The organism is Adhaeribacter terreus, from assembly GCF_042657365.1.
Classification (GTDB): domain Bacteria; phylum Bacteroidota; class Bacteroidia; order Cytophagales; family Hymenobacteraceae; genus Adhaeribacter_A; species Adhaeribacter_A terreus.
The window spans coordinates 76,760-97,399 of sequence record NZ_JBHSKT010000009.1 but is presented as its reverse complement, the minus strand read 5'-3'; the positions used below and the strand labels follow the sequence as shown (position 1 = coordinate 97,399).

The following is a 20,640-nucleotide window of genomic DNA, read 5'->3' as shown; positions in this document are numbered from 1 at the left end:
TTATCTGGTTTCAAAAAAACCAACAACTAACAACCAACAACTAACAACCAAATTGGAGCAATTCAGAATTCTACTTACCCATTCAGCCTGGTTTCTGCCGCTTTGCCTGTTGGTAGGCGCGGCGTATGCCTGGCTGCTGTATTCCAAAAATCCGCCGTGGGGTAAAAAGTTAAATTACTCGCTGGCGGCTTTGCGGTTTGTGGTGGTGAGTTTTCTGTGCTTTTTGCTGCTCGGTCCGGTAATGCGTTATTTTTCCAATACCGAAGAGAAACCGGCCATTGTTTTCGCCATCGATAATTCCGAATCGGTGAAGCTTTTTACCGATTCGGTTGCGCTGCGACAAACCCGCACAGGACTTGTCAACATCAGTAAAAAACTGGCTGAAAACGGTATCGAAACGGCCGTAAAAAGTCTGGATGCGGCTCAGACATCCGATCTGAACGGTATCAATTTCGACCAGAAAAGTACCAACCTCGATGCGCTGCTCAACAACGTTGCCGAAACCTACGAAAACCGCAATTTAGCCGCCGTAGTTTTACTTTCCGATGGCATTGTCAACCAGGGAAAATCACCGGCCTATTCTGATTTTCAGTTCAAATTATTTCCCGTTGCCCTCGGCGATACAGTTCCGAAACGCGACCTGAGTTTGCCGGCTTTGCAGTACAATAAAGTGGCTTTCAGTGGCAATAAATTCCCTATTGTTGCCGAAGTTCGTAACGACGGTTTTGTATCCGGAAATGCTACCGTTTTGCTGAAAGAAAACGGTAAGGTTTTAGACCGGAAAACTGTCGCGCTCCAGAAAAATAAAACTTCACAATTGGTTGCGTTCAGCATTACGGCGCCGCAACCTGGTAAAAAACATTACGAAGTTTTGGTAGAATCCCTGCCCGGGGAATTCACCAAACTGAACAATACCAAACACGCTTACCTGGAAGTGGTAAAAGGCAAGCTGAAAGTTTTATTGGCCGCCGCTGCCCCGCACCCCGATATTAAAGCCCTGAAAAGTGCGATAGAAACCGACGAAAATTTTGAAGTGGAGCTTTACCTGCCGGGCATTTATCCACTGAAAACTGCGGTTTACGATCTGGCCATTTTGCACCAGCTGCCTTCGCGTTTGCGCACTGGTTCGGAGGTTTTGCAACTGATCCAGAAACAGAAAATTCCGGCATTTTATATTCTTGGCGCGCAATCGGATCTGGCGGAATTCAATAAGCAGCAGTCCGGCGTTTTTGTGGCGCCACGCGGCAACCAGACCGACGAAGTTGTGCCCGTGATCAACATCAATTTCACGCGCTTCGGTTTTGCGGAAAAAGCTTCCGAAACTTTTGCAACGTACCCGCCGCTCACCGTTCCTTTCGCCGATTTCAGATTGAATCCGGCAGCCGAAGTGGTTTTACAACAGCAGGTTGGCCGTTTAAAAACTACCCGTCCCTTACTCACAATTCAAACCGGAGGTGACAATACCAACGGCGTTTTAGTGGGCGAAGGTCTCTGGCAATGGCGTTTGAACGAAGCCGTGGCCAACGACAAACCAGCACATTTCGACAAACTGATAACCGACCTGGTGCAGCTTTTAACCACGAAACAAAACAAAAAGCGTCTGAATGTTTACCCCGTGCAGGATGAGTTTCTGGTTTCGGAAGATGTGCGTTTCCAGAGCGAAGTTTACAATTCGATCTACGAGAAAATTTACGGCCAGCAAATTACCTTAACTATTACCGACGAACAGAAGAAAAGCCGCACCTTCAACTTTGTAAATGGCGAAAATTTCTCGGGTTTGAACATTGGTAATTTACCGGGCGGCGTTTATAAATACACGGCGGCAACTACGTTAGAAGGCAAACGCGTGCAGGATTCAGGCGAATTTCTGGTACAGGACTTGGCTTTGGAAACCATAACTTCTTTGGCTAACCATAATCTGCTTTACCAGCTGGCGCGCAAAAACGGCAACAAACTTTATTACCCGAACCAACTGGCGCAACTGGAAAAAGACCTGCTTGAAGCAGACTTCAAAAATATTATTTACACCGAAGAAAGCCTGAAAGATCTGATAAATCTGAAATGGCTGTTCTTCGTGATCCTGGCGTTGGTTACAGCTGAGTGGTTCCTGCGGAAGTATTACGGCAGCATTTAAAAGAGTTAAAAGTTTTAAGTTAAGCTTTGTGAGTTTTTGGGGTGAAAACGGTAGCGTTTTCAGGTAAAAAAGTATCCCGTTTTAACGGAAAGCACCACATGGAGCCCAGCCGAAAACCTCCGTTTTAAGCATAAATCCTTATCTTTGTTAAGCGATCGCTTTTTAAAACCTCCCTTTTATGGCCCAACAAACCTTTTTCCTGAATAACAACCCGACAGAAACCATAACGCTAACCTGGGGCTTTAACTGGAAAAACCTGAAGATCGCCTACCTCGACCAACTCGTTGGGGAAATTACTACCAAAAAAGGATTGCTGCAAGGCCAGGAATTTACGCTTCCCGACAATAAGGTGGTGAGCGTAAAACTGAAAGGCAGTTTTATGCCGCAACTGGAAGTTCTGGTAAACAACGAGCCACTTTCCGGCAGTGCCACGCACCCGGCTACGGTAGTGGAGCAGGCGTTTAAACTTTCTCTTATCCTGGGCGCTTTAAATTTCGTATTGGGTTTTATTGCAATTTTCTGGCCCGCTGAGGTGCTGCTGCGTTTAGGTATGGGACTTGAAACTGTTTTTACCGGTTTACTGATCATGGCACTGGCCTACGGCATAAAAAAACGCTCAATGGCCGCCCTCATTGCTTCTATCAGTTTCTGGATCCTGGACTACGGCTTAAGCATTTATTTTGCCTCTCAGAACGAAGGAAGTGTAAACCCAAGTTCCGGCCTTATTATGCGAATGGTTATTGTATTTACCTTATATCGCGCAATTGCCGCACTGAAACAACTTAAACAAAAGCAATCTGAAATTCAGCTTGCCAATTAATTCCATAATAATTTAATTATATGAAAACAGCCGAAATTATCACCGACAAAGGCACCATGAAAGTAGAATTCTACGAGAAAGATGCCCCGAAAACGGTTCAGAATTTTGTTGATTTAGCCGAAAAAGGCTTCTACGACGGATTATCTTTTCACCGCGTAATTCCTGATTTCGTGATTCAAGGCGGATGCCCAAATTCCCGCGAAGGCGCAAAAGGCGTACCAGGCACTGGCGGCCCAGGTTACAAAATTGATTGCGAACTTACAGGCGAAAATCAGTTCCACGATCGTGGTGTACTTTCTATGGCGCACGCTGGCCGCAATACTGGTGGTTCGCAGTTCTTCGTTTGCCACAGCCGTAAAAATACTGCCCACCTAGACCGCGTACATACTTGCTTCGGTAAAGTAGTAGAAGGTTTAGACGTAATCGATCAGATCAAAGCTGGCGACCGTATTCAGAAGATCACGGTTACGAATGTAGAAGATAAATAATGTGCTAATTTTTTTATGTGCTGATGTGCTTGTTTCAGCCATTGAAATCTAATAAAAAGTAAAGGCCGGAAGTTTTTCCGGCCTTTACTTTTTTAAGTGAATATGATAGCATTTTCAATTGCCTCATTGTCATCCCGAACACAAGTGAGTACGAGGTAGCACGAAACTTGCGAGCGTAGCTCTAGAGGGAACTTTCGCATAACGAACCTGCACGAAAGGAATTTATTGCTTTGCTTAAATTCCATTGGAGTACCCAATAGTTTCCGCGGCGTTGCTCAGAATGACAAATAGCACATTAAAGAATCAGCAAATTACAATCCCAGTACTTCTTTGCCTTGTTCGAAAGTAACGTCTACCGGAATATTGGCTTTTTGCAGGCGGTCTAGGTCTTTTTGTAAGTCTGCGCCAACTCTGCCTTCTTCACTGAAGAGTTTTTTCACGCCTTCGTAATCGCCGTTGCCTTGAAGCGTAAGCAGAATTTCGGAAAGCTTGTTCATGGCAGTTTCCATTTTGGCGTAATCTACGCGGTAGGTGCCGGTTTTAGCATCGCGCTGAAAAGCACCTTGTTCAGCAAAATAATTGAAGCGAACCATATTGGCCGCACCGTGCGCCTCGCCGGCACCGAAACGAACCGAACGAATTACGCTGGCCAGGAACGTGGTATAATAATCTTTCAGATCGCCTTCGATCATGCCTTTTTTGTGCAGCTGCGTGATCATATACAGACCCAGAATATCGGCTTTTCCTTCTTCAATGCCGGAACCTTGTTCTTTCAAAGCTTCGCGCACCAGGCCTTTGCCATTCACCGTTTTCTTTATACCCAAACCGTGCGCCACTTCGTGGAACATAGTGGTAGCAAAAAACGCATCGAAAGTCAGGTGTTTGCGCTGGTCTTCCGCAATCAGCATATTTCCTATCGGCATTAAGATCTTATCGAATTTGGCGCGCATGGCATTTTTAAGTTGCAGGCGGCGCGCACCTTTTTTCAGCTGTACCTCTTCGTCGTTGGGCAGGTTTATGGCAATGGTTTTGCCGCCGGTATTGGCGTGGCCCGCATAATAAAGTACATCGTAAGCATTTAAGTCAGCATCGGTGCCCGGTTTTTCAGCTTTGTATTTGGCCGGAACCGGCAAGCCTTTTTGTAATTCCGGTAACGTGGCGGCGTATTTTTCCAGCTTCTTGCTCCAGTCTTTGTCTTTCACCAAAATGTAGGCTTCGTGCGCGGCTTTGTAACCGAAAAGCTTGTCTTCATAAACCTCGATCGGCCCAACTACAAAATCCAGGGTATTGGTTTTCATGTCCATCCAGGCCAGGTCGCTGGGTTGGTATTTATCGGTTAATAAAGCATCAGCGCGTAAAGTCAGGTAATTTTTCAGGCCTTTATCTTCGGCTAAAGCAGCCGCTTTTTTCAGCAAATCAGAAGCCTTTTTTAGCTGGGTGGCATAAGCCGTGCGATACGGAACCGTGATCAATTTGCCTTTGGAATCGCGGCGCAGCAAGGTGTATTGGCTGGCTTTATCTGCAAGGTTCGCGCTTTCAAATTCGGCTTTGGTCATGTTGGCCGGGTAGAAATTGGCGCCTTCGGGCTTCTCTCCTACGCCTGGCACAAAAGGTTTATCTTCATTCAGGCGGTCCCAGGGGCCATAATTCATTTCGATGTAACGTTTCAGGTCGGCATCGGCGGTGGCATTTACCAGCGAATCGTAATTGGTATAGGTCTGCTGCTTAAAAATATCGTCCATAATTTTGGCGCAATCCAGCAGCAGCGGGATCATTTGTTTTTCTTTGGCAGTAAGCTTACTCAGATCGGCGGTTAAACGCACGGGCGCATATTGCTTCACCCGTTCGGCTATGGTAGCGGTTTGCACGGTGTCAGTCGTAGCGGTAGTATCGGCGGGTAAATTAGCGGCGTTCGGAATTTTTTCGGTTTCCTGCACCGGGCGTTTGTTTTCGCAGGCAAAAAGCATGGTAGCAGCTAAAGCGCTGCATAAAATGTGGTTACGGTTCATAGGGGCGAGTCTGTAACTAAAAAAAAATGATGAACCGGAAATTTAAGGTTTGTAATCGGGAAATGGAAATAACTTCCAATCGGATATGAAAAATATTTTAAAAATAGTATGTTTCCGGCTTCAAAAAGTAACCCGCAACCTGATTTTCAGGTTAAGAGAATAAACATTTCCTGCCTATGCTAACGAACAAAGATGTACTGAATCAACCGGTTACGCCGGCTCCGGCTGCCAGCAGGCAACGCACCGTGGCCGCCAACAGCACCATTTTATTTTTGCTGGCTTACCTGCTTTGCTACCTCGCATCCCAACTGGCTACCGTTGCCGCGGCTTTTTCGGCCCGCATCCCTACCGTTTTTCACCCCGGCCACCTCGAATTTAAAATTACCGATGCCGCCTGGCGCTCCGCCGATGTAGTTTCGGTTTATGCCGCCGGACCGGCTGTTGCACTGGCGCTGGCATTTTTGGCAGCTGTTTTTTTTATGATCGTCCGGAAGAAAAGAGGACTGCAGAAAACGTTTTTCCTCTGGACTTTCCTGCACGGCTGTAATTTGTTTTTCGGGGCTTTAATTGCCGGTACTATTACCAAAAGCGGTTTCTGGTTTGCCCTGCGCTGGAGCGGTTTTAATGATACAGCGCTTTGGTTCGTTGCTTTCTTTTTTATTCTTATTTTGCTGGGAATTGGCGTTTTGGCGGCGCCGGCATTCCTGTTTTCCTGCGATTCAATCTCACTCATGCAATTTCAGAACCGGGCTAAAATGCTGGCTGCTACGGTAATTCATCCCTGGCTTTTTGGAAGTTTTTTCCTGGTACTGCTTAAATTTCCGGATCTGCAGTATTACGAATCGCTGCAGATTTTTACGCTGATGCTGATCTTGTTGCCCGTATATTTTCTGAACCAGCAAAATCTTTTTTCTGAAACCGTGGAAATGCCAAAAAAAACGCGACTGGCACAAACAGCGCTGGTGCTTTTGGTAATTATTGCGGCCGCTTTCCGGCTGTTCCTGCAAAACGGTAGGCTTATTGGCTGAAAAACCCGGATGCAACTTTTCGGGCTGAACAGAGTTTGATGCACTTGGAACCTTGCTTCATTTTAAACCTATTTTCAGAAACTATGAAACCACTTTTTTGCTTTAAAACCATAGCCTTTTCCGCGGCGGTAGTGTTCAGTTTAAGCAGTTGCGAACGCACTACCCGCACCGAAACCAGCACCGAAGCTACCGACCGCGATACCGTAACCGTAAGCCGCACCGAAACCACCACCAAAACGAAAGCCGACGACGAAGTCCGGGATTTTAAAGACTGGGTAAACGATAAAACCAACCAGGCCGACAGCAATGCCAAAGAAAAATGGCCGCAGGTTAAAGAAGATTTCAAAACCCGCAGTGCGCAATTAGACGCTAAAATGGACAGCTTTTCGGCCGATACTCGCCGCGAATACGAAGCCGCCAAAGCCCGTTATGAAGCCTGGGAAAACCGCCGCGATACCCGCACCAGCCGCCCGCTCGACGATGCAAAACTCACTACCTGGCGCAACACCTTGCTCGGCAATTTCAGCAATTTTAAAACCGTAACGGCTACCAACGTAAAAGAAGTTTACCTCACGTTTATGGGTGCCGTGCGCGCTAAAAAAGGCAACTGGACACAGGAAGACTGGGATTACGTGGACCACGTTTACGGCGAACTGAACCAGCGCAAACGCGAGATCGACAACGCCATTTCTACTTCCGATGCCTTAAAGATCAAAACCCTGCAAGCCGAATATTTAACCCTCGAAGCCTCCGCCGATGCCAAAGATGCTACCCGGTAAAAGCTAAAGGCTTGAAAGTAAAGGTCCCCATTTGGAGAATTCAGGGAAGATTTTACTCTCCCCTTGAGGGGATCATAGGGGTGTAAACACGTTAATTGATAAAAATCAACAGGTGTAAACACCCCTCCAACTCCCCTCAAGGGGAGAGTTCCGCAGAAAGAAAAAGTCCCCCTTTGGAGGGGGTAGGGGGAGGATTTCACGCATTTCTGAAAATTATCGGATAATGTAAAAAATCCTCCCCCTACCCCCTCCAAAGGGGGACGAAAAAATGCAAATCTTCAATACAAACATAAAGCCATTAAAAAGCCTGCTCCGTTTCTGAAGCAGGCTTTTTCAATTCAACAATTTCTACTTTTCAAAACTGAAACTTACATGGCTTGCTGGTTGATATAGCCTTTTGCCAGTTTATTCAGTTTGGTATCGGCATTCTGCTCTTCGTCTAAAGTAGTACGCAGAATTTTAGCAATATCGGTCATACCCAAACGTTCGGCGTAATGCGCGGCTGTGCCGTAACCTGAAATTTCGTAGTGCTCAATGCGTTGCGCTTCAGCAATTAAACCGGCGTCTTTCACATCCGGGTCAGCATCTTCGTGGATCATGTCTTCCCCTTCTTCGATCAGGCCTTCCATGGCTTTGCACTTCATGCGGCCCGGACTGATGCCCAGCTTTTCGCAAATCTGCTCAATGCGGGCTTTCTGTTCTTCGGTTTCGGTTAAATGTGCTTCAAAAGCAGCTTTCAGTTTTGGATCCTGGGCCTTTTTAGCCATTTTCGGAAGCGCTTCCAGCAATTGTTTTTCGGCGCTGTAAAGATCTTTCAGTTGGTGATGAAACAGTTCTTCCAGGTTTTTCAGTTTAGACATAGCTATATTTTGGGTTATAAAATTTCTTCGGCTTGCATATACGCGGCTAACCCAAAAGCGTTCCCAAAAAAAATAAAATTACCGTACCACAGCCAGAATATCCACTTTTACGGTTTTGCCCATGGGCGGAAATGCAGATTTTCCGAGGTTATAATCTTTGCGATTCAGGGTAAAACTGCCCGTATAAACTGCTTCGTTTCCTTTCTGTTCGCGGCTAAACGGAATATTCACTTCGCGGGTACGATCTTTAATAGTTAAATCGCCGGTTACCTGAAAGCCGTCCGCGGTTTTTGAAATGCTTTTCGACTGAAATTTAATTTGCGGATAACGCTCTGCATCAAAGAATTTTTCCTTCCGGAGATCAGAATCACGGGCCCGGTTTTCGGTATTTACCGTTGCGGCTTCCACGGTTGCCTGCATGTAGCTGGCGGCCAGGTTATTTTCATCGAATTGTACCGTGCCTTGCATGCCCGTTATGGTGCCTTCTACAGTGCCGGTCATGTGGCTCACCCTGAAAGTAACTTTGGATTGTTCCGTTACGATCTGCGCAAAAATTGCATGGCTGCTTTCCAGATTCAGAAAAAAACAAACCAACATGAACAATAATATTTTCTTCATACTTCAAAACCCGTTAAAGCCATCGTGGAAAATCCGGCCGTCATTTTACTTGTACGCACGCTTAACAGGCACACAACCGGAATTCACTAAATCTTCAGGCCTTTTACAAAATTTATCGGCGGTTAAACAGTTATATATTTTCTTTGCAAAGGAATAATTTTGCCGGAAGATTTCTGAACAAAGGTTTATTTTCCGGATATTGCGAGGGCAGAATTTGCCGCGGAAAACGGTATCTTTCCGGCCGCAAAAACCGTAACCCAATTACCTAATTATTTCGCTTCATGTATTTCCTGGTTCCGGTTGGAAGAGTGTCATTTTCATTTTTCCGTGCTTTTATTTGCTTCTCCATTCTGCTTCTTTCGTTCAGTAGCTGCCGCCGGAAACCGGTTGTGCCCGTAGAAAAACCCAAACCGCAATACCCAAAAACCGCCAGACAAATACAGGAAGGCACTTTTATGCAAGCCCTGAATACCGAATCGAAATGGGTAGATTCGGTTTTTAATTCCCTTACGCCCGACGAACGCATTGCCCAACTCATGATCGTGGAAGGCTATTCGAACCAGGGGAAAAAGTACGAGAAAGACCTGCTGATGCTGGTGAAGAAATACAAAGTTGGCGGCATCATTTTTTTCCAGGGCGGGCCGATACGGCAGGCGCGTTTAACCAACAAATTACAGGCCGTTTCTAAAGTGCCGCTCATGCTCAGCATGGATGCCGAAAGTGGTGTGGGAATGCGACTGGATAGTGCCGTACAATATCCATTGCCCATGTTGCTAGCCGCCGCCCGCACCGACAGTTTTGCCTATAAAATGGGCGCCGAAATTGCCCATGAATTCCGCCGCTTGGGTATGCACCTGAACTTTGCACCCGTAGCCGATATCAATAATAATCCGGCCAACCCCGTGATCAGTTACCGCGCTTTTGGCGAGAACAAGGAAATTGTAACGGCAAAATCGGTGGCGTTTATGAAAGGCATGCAGCACAACGGCGTAATTGCCTGCGCCAAGCATTTCCCCGGCCACGGCGACACCGACGTAGATTCGCATTTCGATTTGCCGGTGGTGCCTTTTACCCGCAAACGGCTCGATTCTTTAGAACTTTACCCCTTCCGGGAGCTTATAAAAGAGGGCGTGGGTGGTATAATGGTGGCACATTTGAATATTCCACTGCTCGACGAACTTCCTAATATTCCGGCTACGCTTTCTTACCCCATTACCACCAAATTGCTGCAGCACGATCTGGGTTATAAAGGCTTGGTAATTACCGATGCCATGGTGATGAAAGGCGTAACCAAATACCACCCGCCCGGCGTGGCTGAAGTAAAAGCATTGCAGGCCGGTAACGATATTCTGGAACGATTGGTAAGTGTGCCGGTGGCCTTGCGCGAAATAAAAGCAGCTATAAAACGCGGTGAAATAAGCCAGGCGGAAATAGACCGGCGCTGCAAAAAAGTGCTGAAAGCCAAGCTTTGGGTAGGCCTGAACCAATACAAACCCATCGAGACCAAACACCTGTACGGCGACCTGCATTCGGTAGAATCTGATAAACTGAACCAGGAATTTGCCGAAGCTTCGGTAACCGTTTTGCGAAACCATAAAAACACGCTGCCGCTAAGCTGGACGAAACTTCACAAAAGCAAAACCAAGGTTGCCAGCATCAGTTTTGGCACTTCAAAACCTACCGTTTTTCAGAAACTGGCGCAGGAACAAATTCAGGCCCCGGCGTTTACCATTAACCGGAAGAATACTAAAGCCCGCGAATTCCGCAACCTGCGCAAAGCCCTGAAAAAATACGACATACTGCTGATTGGCATTTACGGCCCAAGCCTGCGCCCCAGCAACAATATAGGCTACGGCAAAGCTGAAACCGATTTTCTGAACGAACTGGTAAGATCTGGTAAAGCGGTAGTGCTATTTTTCGATAATGCTTATGCCTTGCCGCAGTTCGAAGAATTGAAAAATGCGCGGGCTTTGATAGTTGGTTATCAGCAAATTACGCCAGTGCAAAAAGCTGTAGCCAAAGTAGTTTTCGGGCAACTGAAACCACGCGGAAGCCTACCGGTAACCGTAAACACCCATTTTAAATATGGCGCCGGCTTAACTTTTCCTATTTTAGCACCGGCACTGGCAAAACCGGCGCCAGCCAAAACGGTAGCTTTAAACCAGAAAAAAGTGCCGGCAAAAAAATCGAAGGTCCGGAAAAGAAGTTATTCCCGGTAGAAAAAATCAAAACTGAAAAAAAATGCGAATCCGAAAAAAAGTAAAAATATTACTGCCACTGGAAGCCGGAAAATTTGTGGCAATGGGCGTTTTTGTAAAGGCAGCAGAAAAAGAAAACTGGACCGAAGCTGAAATTCAGTATATAATTGATGAAGTGGTGGAAGCGGATGAAAGCGAAGGCCTGAAGATCCTGCAGGATTACGTGCAATAATTTCTGCACAGAAAACGCTATGGTTTTGGCCTTAAAAAGTACCTGAACCTGGAAAATCAATCGCGCTCGAGCCAGTTTCTGGCAGCGTTCAGATCCTGAAAATACTCTACGGGGTGCGTAAGTTTCGGACGTATCTTGCTCATCATGCTGCTCATAGCCATCTGGTTAAACATATCGTCGGAAATGATCAGCCCCCATTTCTTTATATGCAAAGTTTGGAAAAGCGGCAACCATTCATTCACGCTCCAATCCTGGTCAGCCTGCCTGATCGCCTTCATATCTTTCATATTCGACAGCCACTTGGTTAGCCCGTATTGCCGCGCGATCTGAACGGCAGCCGTACGCGCTTCCCGGAACTCTTCGGAATTGGCAAAACCATGCCACGTTAAAATGAGCAGGCTTTTTTCCGGCTCAATTTCAATGGTAGCAAATGGTTTGTCGAACTGTAACATGAGTATTTTTCTAATAACCGGAAAATAGCTGGAAAGTTTCTATAACCGGCCCAGACAATAACACTTTTTTAATGTTCAAATATATTTAATTTAGAAATTGTGTGCAAATGAGTAGCGCTTTGCCTAAACAATCTGGTCAGGAAACTTAAATAAAAAAAGCCGGCATAAACCGGCTTTTTTGCTTTTTATGCCATAAAATTCTGCTTTAAAATTCAATGCGGTAATTCAGCACCGGCAATAAACCCATCTGGTATTCGGTTTTTACCGATTTCGAATCATGATCGTAATACTGGCGGTACATATTCTGGCTGTTGCTTACGTTCTGAATATCAAGCGAAACGATATAGGACGCTTTGGGTTTGTTTTTTCGGTAACTCACCCGCAGATCTGTCCGAAAATAATCATCGGCCTTCGTTTCAAACGTTTCCGAATCGATATAAACCGCTTCGCCTTCCTGCTGCGATCTTTCCAGGTCAATTGGTGTGTAGCGGTTTCCGCCAGCCCAAACCATTTTCATGTTCAGCCCGATCACATTATTGCGGTCTTTGCCAACTTTAAATTCCTTGCCGCCCAGCATATTTAAAATATAATTGCCGTTGAAGCGCGTGTTCCGTTCTATGCCATCTAAAGCCGTGTATTTGGAATTGTAAAGCGAAGTTGTGGCCAGGAAATAATAATTGTTAGTGAAGAATTTTTCCAGACTCAGTTCCAGCCCGTAGTTTTTGCCAGTTCCTTTATTCACCAAACTATCAATAACCAAACCTTCCTGCGAATTCAATAATGCGTAAGTCGATTTCGGATCAGCGGCTACGGCCACGTCATAAAGATCCTGGTAATAGGTTTCGGCTTTCAGGCGCAGGTCTTCACGCAGCATCAGGTCGTAGGAAATTACAAAATGGCGGGCTTTGGAAAGTTCGAGGTTTCTATTTGCCTGGCTGTAAGTACCATCGGCGAGCGGTTGCCGGGCGAAATACGCGGCCATACTTTCGTGCCGGCTATGAATTCCGAAACCAAAACCAATGGCCTGCGCGCTGCTCAGATTCCAGCGCAAACCCACGCGCGGTTCCACCGAAGTATTGCTGTTCAGCCCTAAGCGCAGAACATGCAAACCGGAATTCAAGGTAACATTTTCGTGCAAGCGGTATTTCCATTGGCCGTAAGCCTGCGTTAAACCGGTATTGCCCGCATTTTCTACGTAAGTCTGCAGCATTTTTTCATCGTTGCGGCCCTCGCTGAACATATCGAAACCAAGCTGGCTATAAATAGCCCCAAAACGAACCGTATTTCGGGCATTTAACTTGTGGTTGTAAAGCACCGAAGCGCGCGCTGCCGTTTTCTCATAGTTTTCGTGGTAAAACAGATACGGTTTCATATCGGGCATCAGCGAATCGTAGGCGAAAGCACCTTCGTTGCGCGCATAAGATAAAATGGTTTCCAGGTACGCGTGCGGGTTGAGGAAATAGGTGTGCGATAAACCAAGCGTACCCATACCGCCTTTGTAAACATTGTTGAAGGCATCGCTTTTTTCCTGCCATTTGCTCACATCTTTTTCCGCTTCCTGGGCATCTTTGCTCAAACCTCCCAAACCCCACAAAGTAAACGTTCCAGCTTTTTCGGTTGGCAGATTCAGTTTAAAAGAAAGATCCTGAAAATCCGGGGCATTTTCGCCGGCAACTTTAAACCCGATCTTGTTTAGCATGGCCAGTGTGGAATAACGGTAATTAACCAGATAAGAACCTTTGTAACCTTCTCTGAACGGACCTTCAGCGGCAAAATCTACGCCCAACACGCCGGCCTGGAAAGCATATTCGCGTTTTTCGTTGTTGCCTTTGCGCAGTTTCATATCGAAAATTCCACTTAAAGCATTGCCGTATTCCGCCGGAAAAGCACCTGTGTAAAAATCAGAATTATCGAGCATGTTCACGCTCAGCATACTGATCGGTCCGCCGGAAGCGCCTTCCTGCGCAAAGTGCGTCGGATTCGGAACTTCAATGCCTTCTATGCGCCACAAAACGCCTTTCGGGGAATTACCCCGCACCACAATTTCGTTGCTCATATCATCGGTGGCGCCTACCCCGGCAAAGTTCTGCGCGGCGCGGGCAGGGTCGTTTATGGAAGCGGCATAATGTTTCGATTCTTCCACCGAAATACTGCGGGCGCTAAGCGTAGCCATTTCGTTTTGCGGACGTCCTTTTTCCTGCTGCGCTCTGATTACCACTTCCTGCATCTGCCGGATATTTTCAGACAAGCCAACCGTAAGCACCAGTTCTTTTCCGGAACCTAAAACCAATTCGGGCAGCGTCTGCTCTTTGTAACCGATGTATTTAATTTTTAAGGTATGGCGGCCAACAGGCACTTTTTCGATCTTGAAATTGCCATCGGCATCGGTTAAAGCGCCTGTAACCGGATTCATGCTGATGACTGCAACCGACACCCCGATCAGCGGCGTTTGCGATTCGCGGTCTATGATTTTTCCCCGAATGGTTTGGGTTAAATTCTGGGCTTGTAACGTGAAGGAAAAAACGCAAAGCAGCAACATCAAACTCAAAACAGTCCGCACTTTTTTGGTCGGAAACCCTACCATTTTTTTCGGTTTTTTCTCTAACTGGCGTTGAAATTCCTGCTGAGCTTTTTCCCAGCCCCGGAAATAGTCCTGCACGTGCACAGGTTTCGAAAAAGTTGTGGTTATATTCATAGTATCACCGTTTTTTTTTAGACAAAAGAATTCCTGAGACAGCTGAAAAGCTGCTTTTTGAGCGTGGAAAAAAATTGATTTTGTTAAGTTTTTATTGGAATAGTTATTTGTGCAAGCTGTAGCGCTTTAGAAAAAAAGTACCGGAAAAAAGCTGGCAACCGTTAAATTTTGCGCAAAGGTCCGGTTTTAGAATTCTGAAATCTTGTAAAATCCTGCCCTTTTCAAACTCATTCACTAGTAATCAGATTATTAACAGTTTATATTTCAGAAGCGGACACCGGCATTAAAGCCAAGCCACATTTTCACGTTTGTTCCGCCATTGGAAGTGCGGTCGAAAAAGGTATTGGTTACCAACTGCGAACCAATTTCAGAAGAAGCGGGATCCTGGTATTTCGAAACAAAAACGTTATAAACCGGGCCACCGAATACTGCAATGCGCTTGGTTATCTGCAAAGTACCCAGCAACCGGAATTTATTCAGCAGATTCAATTCGTCGGCTTCTAAAAAACCATCCGGAAAATTTTCATAGCTTTCCTCGATCACGTTATAAGCCATCAGGTCGGTATTTACGCGAAAGCGGCTCGTAGGACGCCATTCGCGGCCAAAACCGAAACCGTAAGCCCAGCGTTTATTATCGTTCAGTTCAGCGCCCAAAGCCACGAAAGTATAGTATTTCTGCATGCCCAGTTTAAAGGCAACGTTGGCGTCGAAATCGTCGGCTACGTAAAATTCTGCGCGTTTATAACCGCCTTTATTCACAAAACTGAAAACCCCGATGGAAACCCCGGAAACGCTATCGGCTACGTTAAAAAAACCCAGCTGCGTGCCTTTCACGGCTTTAGCCACGTTCAGAAAACCAGCAGCCTGCAGCCCGGAAACGGTATCGGCAACGTTCAGAAAACCCGCTAACTGCGCGCCGTCGGCATTTTTAGCCAGGTTCATATAACCCGCACCCTGCACGCCATATACATTTTTAGCAATGTTCAGGAAACCGGCAAACTGCGCGCCCTGCATGTGACCGGCTGCAACGTTCATATAACCGCCGAACTGCCCGCCTTTTACGTTGCCGTTGGCGAGGTTAAAAAAACCGGCGAACTGGGCGCCATTCAGGTTATAACCTTCATTCCGGTCATCGGCCAGATACGTTAGCGCTTCACTGTTTTTGGCAATATTGAAGAATCCGGCAAACTGCGCACCGCTTACGTAACTCTTCTCAATATTTCCGAAACCCGAAAACTCCAGACCTTCCAGACCAGCGGCGGTACCAACCAGCAAATGCGCCGACATTTGGTTCACGTATTTATTGGCCTGCGTACCATTGGTGCTGATTGGCGGAAAAACCCCAAGATGCACATCGCTAAACAAAATAGTATCTGGATTTATAGCCCGGGTTTCATTTTTTTTCCGAAGCGCAGCCAGTTTATCCAGGAGCGATTCTTTCTGGCCTTCCATTTTAATTACCGTTAGGGAATCATTTACGTTCTCATCGGCTGGAATTGCACTTTTTACCGCCATTTCGGCACCGTTTTGCGCAACTGTTTCAGTTGTTTTTTCGGTTGCATTTGCAGCAGGCGTTTCAGTAATTGCCACTTCTTTTTTAGCAGCAGGTTTTTCTTCCTTTTTTACCGGCAGCGGTTTTGCGTTTTCAGTTTTAGCAACCTGGCTGGCTTTATTTTCTACCGGCTTTTCTGTAACTGGCGTTGCTAATTTCTGAAAAGCGGTAGTCTTGGGTTTATTTTTCGGGAAGCCTTTTTTGATGATGATCTGGCCGTTACTTTGCTTGTAACCCAGATCGGTTTTCTCTAAAAGCACGTCCAGCACTTCCGAAAAAGTTTTGTTTTTTATTTCTGCCGAAAACCTGGCTTTAGCTGGCAATTCATTGTTCAGGTACGAAAAACGATAGCCATATTTTTTCTGAATTTGTTGCAAGACCTGCGGCAACGTGGCGTCTTTTACCTTAATAGAGATTTTGGTATTCAGGTTTTGCGCAAATATAGTTTGAATAGAAAAGGTAAGGCAAAGTATTCCCGTAATGAAGAATTTTAGCGTTCTCATTATAAATAATTTAATTTTTTAAAGTCTTTCGTTTTTTGTCCCCCTTTGGAGGGGGTTGGGGGAGGATTTACATTATTGTATCAAATTTTAAATCAGATAATTCTCCTGTCCTCCCCCTCCCCCCTCCAAAGGGGGACTCTTTTAGTTACAGCCCTGGCCGGAGATCAGATACCGGTTTCCGTCTTTTGTGATCTTCAGGTTGCCCGTCATGGCTAGAATGTCCAACACTTCCTGCAGTTCCGGATCCTGGAAAGAAGTAGTGAAGCGGCAGTTTTTCAGGGCTTCGTTTTGAATTACAATGTCAATGTTAAAGTAGTTTTCAAGCTCAGTGGCAAGTTGCTCCAGGCGCTGGTTATTAAAAGCTAAATTCTTCGTTTTCCAGGCCTGGAAATTTGGTTCTGCTATTACTTTTTTAGCCGGTTTTGCTACCGTTTTTTCGCTTATTAACCCTTCCTGGCCCGGCGTTAAGAAAATGGCATCGTCGGTTTCGGTTTTGGCAAAAGCTACTTTACCGGTTACAACCTGCACTTTCACTTCTTTTTTGTCGTAAGCTCGCAGGTTGAAGCTGGTACCGATTACTTCGGTTTTCGTGCCCTGGGCAAAAATGGTGAAGCGTTTTCCTTCGGCTTTGGCTACTTCAAAAAAGGCTTCGCCGGTCAGTTTCACGGTTCTATTCTCGATCTGGAAATTTTCCGGATAAGCAAACGTACTGTTCTGGTTCAGCGAAATTTTACTGCCGTCGGCCAGCATAATGGTTTTGGTTTCGTTGGCAGCGGTTCTAACTTCGGTCCAGTTCTGGTTTGTGGTTCTGGTCAGGAAATAAATGCCGACTAAAATTACCAGCGAAATGGAAGCCGCAATGCCGTATAACGTGCTCAGGCTCATTTTCCGAACCACCGGCACTTTCGGCGTTTCCACTTCGGGAGTTCTGGCCTGCACTTTCATCTGGAAGCGTTGCCAGCCCTTTTCCACGTCCGGTTCGTAATCGGGTTTAGGCAAGGCGCTGCCAGACCAGACTTTTTCGGCCTGTTTGGCTACCGTTTCCGTTTCCAAATCCTGCTGTCGCTTTTGTTTCAGCCAGGCTTTATCGTCTTCTCCGGCATTTCCGCTGACTTCCTTTGCCAGTTTTTCCCAGAATGTTTCCCGGTTATCTTCCATTTATATTTGTAGAACAAGCAAAAACGCGCTTACCCCACCATAAAAGTAATTTTTATTTTTCTTTTCGCCGCAATTAATCCCATTTCTGGACCTTGCCGCTACCCGAAATGGAGGTGCTCACGCTCGGATTTCCTTTGTAACGCACCCTTCCGGAACCGCTGATATTGGCTTTCAATTCATCCGTAACCCACACATCGCTTTTTCCTGAACCACTAATATGTACATCAGTTTTCGCGGTTTTAAAATCGAAAGCATTTAATTCGCCGGAGCCGGAAATATCCAGATCGTGATGATATGCATTGCCTCTCAGGTTAATTTTGCCGGAGCCGGAAATATCGCTTTCCACGTAATCGGCATCGCGCAGGGTTAAACTTATTTCGCCGCTGCCGGAAGAACTTATTTCCAGATCTCTTACCTTCCAGTCGGTTAAGCCTTGCACTTTATTCGCGCCGGAAACATTAATTTCTGTCAGGTTCGGCGTGGTAATATAAATGCGAACTGGTTCATCGATCTTCACATTGTGGTGATGGTATTTAAGTTTCAGCCGATTATTGTGGGTGGTGGTAGAAAGATCGGCCAGAATATTCTCCTGTCCTTCTAAAACAATTTCTTTGGCCGGACCTTGCGTTAAGTAAATTTCAAATTCACCGCCGGCATCAATTTCATCGAAAGTACCAACGGTGCGGGTGCGGGAAACTACTTCGCCGTGGCCGCGCAACGTTTCTTTGTTGCACCCAGAAAAGGAAACTACTGAAGCCAGTAAAAATAAAGCCGGTATATGTTTTTTTAAGAAGGCAGATCTCATGGTATGTAATTTTTAAGGGTAAATAAATGAAGCGGGATCCGGTTGCTTTCATCTATAAAACACGGAAACTCACCCCTACCCTACCATGCGTTTTAAAATTTTTTAAAATATTTTTCCCGACTACTTCTAACATCGTTCTAGGAAAACAATTTACCCCGCCTAGCCCCTCCTTATTAAGGAGGGGAGTTTTTTGCTTCATGCTTCTTCTGACTTTTGGTGCTTAAAAGCATAGCGTTTTTTCTGGAATACTTCCGGACAGGTCAAGCCCTGTCCCTACAATTGTTGCAGGAAAAAGCTTTCCTTCATTTCAAGGAGGGGTTGGGGTGGTTATTTTTACGGCTGAAGAAAATTTAAAACAGGTCAGAAAGCAGCAGTAAGAGCACCGCAACCAGATATTCTTTCAGGTTTTCGCGGAGACGTTGCAAGGCTATTCCCATGTGTTTTTCTACCGATTTCTGGGAAATATCGAGGCGTTCGGCAATTTCTTTGTAACTGAGTTCTTCGAAACGGCTTAAACTGAAAACCACTTTCGTTTTGGGTGGAAGCGAATCGATGGCTTTGAGAATTTCGGCTTCGGTTTCCAGTAAGTTCAGGTTTTTCTCAGCGGTTTCGCCGCCGGCCACCGGAATCTCCAGCGTTTCGATGTCGGTACTTTGCTTTTGCTGTTTCAGGAAATTGAGCGCGGTATTGTAGCAGGAACGGTACAGATAAGACTGAACGGCTTCATCCATTTGCAGATTTTCCCGCTTTTCCCAGACCTTCAGAAAAACTTCCTGCACAATGTCTTCCGCAATGGTGGCATCGCGCAGCATGCGGAACAAACTCTTGCATAGCGGCGCATAATACTTCCGGAAAAGCAATTCTACTTTCTCATCGGGCGTAAGGCCCTGGTGAAGCGATATGACCTTTCCGGCAGTTTTTTCCACGTTTAAACACAGGTGCTTGGGAGCCGCAAAAGTAGTGTTTTTCTGCCAATAGTACAGGAGTTTTTCAGCAGTGAGCCATAGGTTTTTAGTTAAAACCTTCTCAAAAAACGGTAGGGTTTTCGCCTGAAAAACGCATTAAAAAGCACTACAAAAGATCATGTAAAATGATGACCACTGTCATTGGAAGGACTTTTTTACCCGGCAATCTTTCGTAAAAAAAAATAAGCCTTATGAAAAAGCTAACATTCGCCATGGCCGCATGGGCAACCTTTGCGCTGGTATCTTGCTCCCAAACGGAAACCTCTAAAATGGCTTCTGCTACCGATGCTCATTTAGAAGAAGCCGCTGTCCCGATCAGTGGCCAATCGGCAGTAACCGACACTGAATCGCAGAAAAATGTGGTGCAAACTGCCGTGGGTTCTCCGGACCATACTACGCTGGTAACTGCCGTTAAAACTGCTGGTTTGGTAGATGTGCTTTCCAACGCCGGTCCTTTTACGGTTTTTGCTCCAACCAACGCCGCTTTCGATAAACTGCCCAAAGGCACGGTGGAAAGTCTTTTAAAAGAAGAAAAACGCGGTGATCTTAAAAATATTCTGCAATACCACGTTTATGTCGGTTCGCTGAGCGCCGAAAGTTTTGAAGACGGTCAGAGTCTGGGTCAGGTAAACGGCGGGCGGGTAACCATGGGCGTGAAAGATGGCAAGGTAACCGTAAACGGCGCCAACATTCTGGCTTCTATTCCTACTTCTAACGGCGTAGTGCATGTAATAGATCAGGTTTTATTGCCGAAATAACCAACGTTTTTCATGATGTAAAAGCCCGGCCGGAGTTTTCAATTCCAGCCAGGCTTTATTTTTTTCCCATTCAGAAACAGAACTTTAATCTTTGGTGGTTTCCATCAGCGCAATTCCTCCGGAAGCCATAACCGCATCTTCCATAAACCCAAGCGCCATATCCGGCAATTTGCTTTCCTGCCCCAGTTTTTTCCGCAGAAAATAAAAGCCGAAAGAAGCAGCGGTAGCCGCAACCATTCCGAGCAAAGCGCCGGTAAGTTTGGGTCTTTCATGAGCTCCCGCAACCGTTGCTCCAACCACAGCTCCCGATAACAGCCTCGCTGCAAGTTGCGGCGGGGAAATCCGGTCGCCGGTGGCAGGTAATTTATCGCCTACCAGTTCAGCGCCGGCCAGAATTTTTAAACCAGTGGCAATGTAAGGCCGCTGCAGGTACCGGAGCCTGGTATTGTAAAGTGCGCCGGCCGGATCGTGGGTAAGAAAATGGCTGAGAATTGCCGGCGCAGCAAAAGCCCGCATACCGGCCACGGCGCCTAAACCCAGAGCCTGCAAGGTGGCATTCCGCTTCTGGGCTTTTCTCATTTTTTTC

Annotated in this window: 18 protein-coding genes; 8 read left to right on the top strand and 10 right to left on the bottom strand. The window is 46.2% G+C overall.

The window, feature by feature from the left end; all coding sequences use genetic code 11:
* Positions 1–52 precede the first annotated feature (52 nt).
* The 3 genes from ACFPIB_RS14645 to ACFPIB_RS14635 all read left to right on the top strand — a co-directional run bounded on the left by ACFPIB_RS14645 (position 53) and on the right by ACFPIB_RS14635 (position 3,442).
* Entirely contained in the window at positions 53–2,134 is a 2,082-nt protein-coding gene (locus ACFPIB_RS14645) for a VWA domain-containing protein (protein ID WP_378018212.1), read from the top strand.
* 178 nt (positions 2,135–2,312) lie between these two features.
* The gene (locus ACFPIB_RS14640) at positions 2,313–2,954 is read left to right on the top strand and encodes a hypothetical protein (RefSeq protein WP_378018211.1); all 642 of its coding nucleotides are present in this window, start codon (positions 2,313–2,315) and stop codon (positions 2,952–2,954) included.
* A 20-nt stretch (positions 2,955–2,974) separates the two neighbouring features.
* Positions 2,975–3,442 (top strand): peptidylprolyl isomerase, encoded by a 468-nt coding sequence (locus ACFPIB_RS14635; protein ID WP_378018210.1) that lies wholly within the window; start codon positions 2,975–2,977, stop codon positions 3,440–3,442.
* 311 nt (positions 3,443–3,753) lie between these two features.
* On the opposite strand, the gene ACFPIB_RS14630 is transcribed toward ACFPIB_RS14635, so the two are convergent.
* A complete protein-coding gene (locus ACFPIB_RS14630) occupies positions 3,754–5,451 on the bottom strand; it encodes a dipeptidyl-peptidase 3 family protein (protein WP_378018209.1) in 1,698 nt (565 codons plus the stop codon).
* 176 nt (positions 5,452–5,627) lie between these two features.
* Here ACFPIB_RS14630 and ACFPIB_RS14625 point away from each other — a divergent pair, with 176 nt between their 5' ends.
* The gene (locus ACFPIB_RS14625) at positions 5,628–6,479 is read left to right on the top strand and encodes a hypothetical protein (protein WP_378018208.1); all 852 of its coding nucleotides are present in this window, start codon (positions 5,628–5,630) and stop codon (positions 6,477–6,479) included.
* An 83-nt stretch (positions 6,480–6,562) separates the two neighbouring features.
* A complete protein-coding gene (locus ACFPIB_RS14620; protein ID WP_378018207.1) occupies positions 6,563–7,258 on the top strand; it encodes a hypothetical protein in 696 nt (231 codons plus the stop codon).
* Between the two features lie 368 nt (positions 7,259–7,626).
* Here ACFPIB_RS14620 and ACFPIB_RS14615 read toward each other — a convergent pair whose 3' ends face one another.
* Together ACFPIB_RS14615 and ACFPIB_RS14610 are read right to left on the bottom strand one after the other, a co-directional pair.
* On the bottom strand, positions 7,627–8,118 hold the full coding sequence (locus ACFPIB_RS14615; protein ID WP_378018206.1) for a YciE/YciF ferroxidase family protein: 492 nt from the start codon (positions 8,116–8,118) through the stop codon (positions 7,627–7,629).
* 78 nt (positions 8,119–8,196) lie between these two features.
* Complete coding sequence (locus ACFPIB_RS14610; RefSeq protein WP_378018205.1) at positions 8,197–8,736, bottom strand: YceI family protein; 540 nt, start codon at positions 8,734–8,736, stop codon at positions 8,197–8,199.
* Positions 8,737–9,125: 389 nt separating this feature from the next.
* Between ACFPIB_RS14610 and ACFPIB_RS14605 the strand changes: the two genes are divergently transcribed.
* Together ACFPIB_RS14605 and ACFPIB_RS14600 are read left to right on the top strand one after the other, a co-directional pair.
* The gene (locus ACFPIB_RS14605; protein WP_378018204.1) at positions 9,126–10,955 is read left to right on the top strand and encodes a glycoside hydrolase family 3 protein; all 1,830 of its coding nucleotides are present in this window, start codon (positions 9,126–9,128) and stop codon (positions 10,953–10,955) included.
* Between the two features lie 22 nt (positions 10,956–10,977).
* Entirely contained in the window at positions 10,978–11,166 is a 189-nt protein-coding gene (locus ACFPIB_RS14600) for a hypothetical protein (protein WP_378018203.1), read from the top strand.
* A 56-nt stretch (positions 11,167–11,222) separates the two neighbouring features.
* On the opposite strand, the gene ACFPIB_RS14595 is transcribed toward ACFPIB_RS14600, so the two are convergent.
* The 6 genes from ACFPIB_RS14595 to ACFPIB_RS14570 form a co-directional block, all read right to left on the bottom strand.
* The gene (locus tag ACFPIB_RS14595) at positions 11,223–11,618 is read right to left on the bottom strand and encodes a hypothetical protein (protein ID WP_378018202.1); all 396 of its coding nucleotides are present in this window, start codon (positions 11,616–11,618) and stop codon (positions 11,223–11,225) included.
* A gap of 205 nt (positions 11,619–11,823) precedes the next feature.
* Positions 11,824–14,313: a TonB-dependent receptor gene (locus tag ACFPIB_RS14590; RefSeq protein WP_378018201.1), complete on the bottom strand. Its 2,490-nt coding sequence runs from the start codon at positions 14,311–14,313 to the stop codon at positions 11,824–11,826.
* 264 nt (positions 14,314–14,577) lie between these two features.
* A complete protein-coding gene (locus ACFPIB_RS14585) occupies positions 14,578–16,368 on the bottom strand; it encodes a DUF4974 domain-containing protein (RefSeq protein ID WP_378018200.1) in 1,791 nt (596 codons plus the stop codon).
* A 141-nt stretch (positions 16,369–16,509) separates the two neighbouring features.
* Positions 16,510–17,526 carry a FecR family protein gene (locus tag ACFPIB_RS14580; RefSeq protein ID WP_378018199.1) on the bottom strand — a complete coding sequence of 339 codons (1,017 nt, stop codon included), beginning with the start codon at positions 17,524–17,526 and terminating at the stop codon, positions 16,510–16,512.
* 73 nt (positions 17,527–17,599) lie between these two features.
* The gene (locus ACFPIB_RS14575) at positions 17,600–18,331 is read right to left on the bottom strand and encodes a head GIN domain-containing protein (RefSeq protein ID WP_378018198.1); all 732 of its coding nucleotides are present in this window, start codon (positions 18,329–18,331) and stop codon (positions 17,600–17,602) included.
* 350 nt (positions 18,332–18,681) lie between these two features.
* Positions 18,682–19,257, bottom strand: a complete 576-nt coding sequence (locus ACFPIB_RS14570) for an RNA polymerase sigma-70 factor (RefSeq protein WP_378018197.1) — start codon at positions 19,255–19,257, stop codon at positions 18,682–18,684.
* Between the two features lie 230 nt (positions 19,258–19,487).
* On the opposite strand from ACFPIB_RS14570, the gene ACFPIB_RS14565 reads away from it, so the two are divergent.
* Positions 19,488–20,054 carry a fasciclin domain-containing protein gene (locus tag ACFPIB_RS14565; RefSeq protein ID WP_378018196.1) on the top strand — a complete coding sequence of 189 codons (567 nt, stop codon included), beginning with the start codon at positions 19,488–19,490 and terminating at the stop codon, positions 20,052–20,054.
* A gap of 84 nt (positions 20,055–20,138) precedes the next feature.
* Here ACFPIB_RS14565 and ACFPIB_RS14560 read toward each other — a convergent pair whose 3' ends face one another.
* Complete coding sequence (locus ACFPIB_RS14560; RefSeq protein WP_378018195.1) at positions 20,139–20,633, bottom strand: DUF4126 family protein; 495 nt, start codon at positions 20,631–20,633, stop codon at positions 20,139–20,141.
* Positions 20,634–20,640 lie beyond the last annotated feature (7 nt).

Bases quoted from the DNA above. Each gene is read 5' to 3' on its own strand.
- ACFPIB_RS14600 (WP_378018203.1), top strand. From the start codon at position 10,978: ATGCGAATCCGAAAAAAAGTAAAAATATTACTGCCACTGGAAGCCGGA.
- ACFPIB_RS14625 (WP_378018208.1), top strand. From the start codon at position 5,628: ATGCTAACGAACAAAGATGTACTGAATCAACCGGTTACGCCGGCTCCG.
- ACFPIB_RS14630 (WP_378018209.1), bottom strand. From the start codon at position 5,451: ATGAACCGTAACCACATTTTATGCAGCGCTTTAGCTGCTACCATGCTT.
- ACFPIB_RS14590 (WP_378018201.1), bottom strand. From the start codon at position 14,313: ATGAATATAACCACAACTTTTTCGAAACCTGTGCACGTGCAGGACTAT.
- ACFPIB_RS14565 (WP_378018196.1), top strand. From the start codon at position 19,488: ATGAAAAAGCTAACATTCGCCATGGCCGCATGGGCAACCTTTGCGCTG.
- ACFPIB_RS14580 (WP_378018199.1), bottom strand. From the start codon at position 17,526: ATGGAAGATAACCGGGAAACATTCTGGGAAAAACTGGCAAAGGAAGTC.
- ACFPIB_RS14640 (WP_378018211.1), top strand. From the start codon at position 2,313: ATGGCCCAACAAACCTTTTTCCTGAATAACAACCCGACAGAAACCATA.
- ACFPIB_RS14575 (WP_378018198.1), bottom strand. From the start codon at position 18,331: ATGAGATCTGCCTTCTTAAAAAAACATATACCGGCTTTATTTTTACTG.
- ACFPIB_RS14615 (WP_378018206.1), bottom strand. From the start codon at position 8,118: ATGTCTAAACTGAAAAACCTGGAAGAACTGTTTCATCACCAACTGAAA.
- ACFPIB_RS14620 (WP_378018207.1), top strand. From the start codon at position 6,563: ATGAAACCACTTTTTTGCTTTAAAACCATAGCCTTTTCCGCGGCGGTA.
- ACFPIB_RS14610 (WP_378018205.1), bottom strand. From the start codon at position 8,736: ATGAAGAAAATATTATTGTTCATGTTGGTTTGTTTTTTTCTGAATCTG.
- ACFPIB_RS14585 (WP_378018200.1), bottom strand. From the start codon at position 16,368: ATGAGAACGCTAAAATTCTTCATTACGGGAATACTTTGCCTTACCTTT.
- ACFPIB_RS14635 (WP_378018210.1), top strand. From the start codon at position 2,975: ATGAAAACAGCCGAAATTATCACCGACAAAGGCACCATGAAAGTAGAA.
- ACFPIB_RS14595 (WP_378018202.1), bottom strand. From the start codon at position 11,618: ATGTTACAGTTCGACAAACCATTTGCTACCATTGAAATTGAGCCGGAA.
- ACFPIB_RS14560 (WP_378018195.1), bottom strand. From the start codon at position 20,633: ATGAGAAAAGCCCAGAAGCGGAATGCCACCTTGCAGGCTCTGGGTTTA.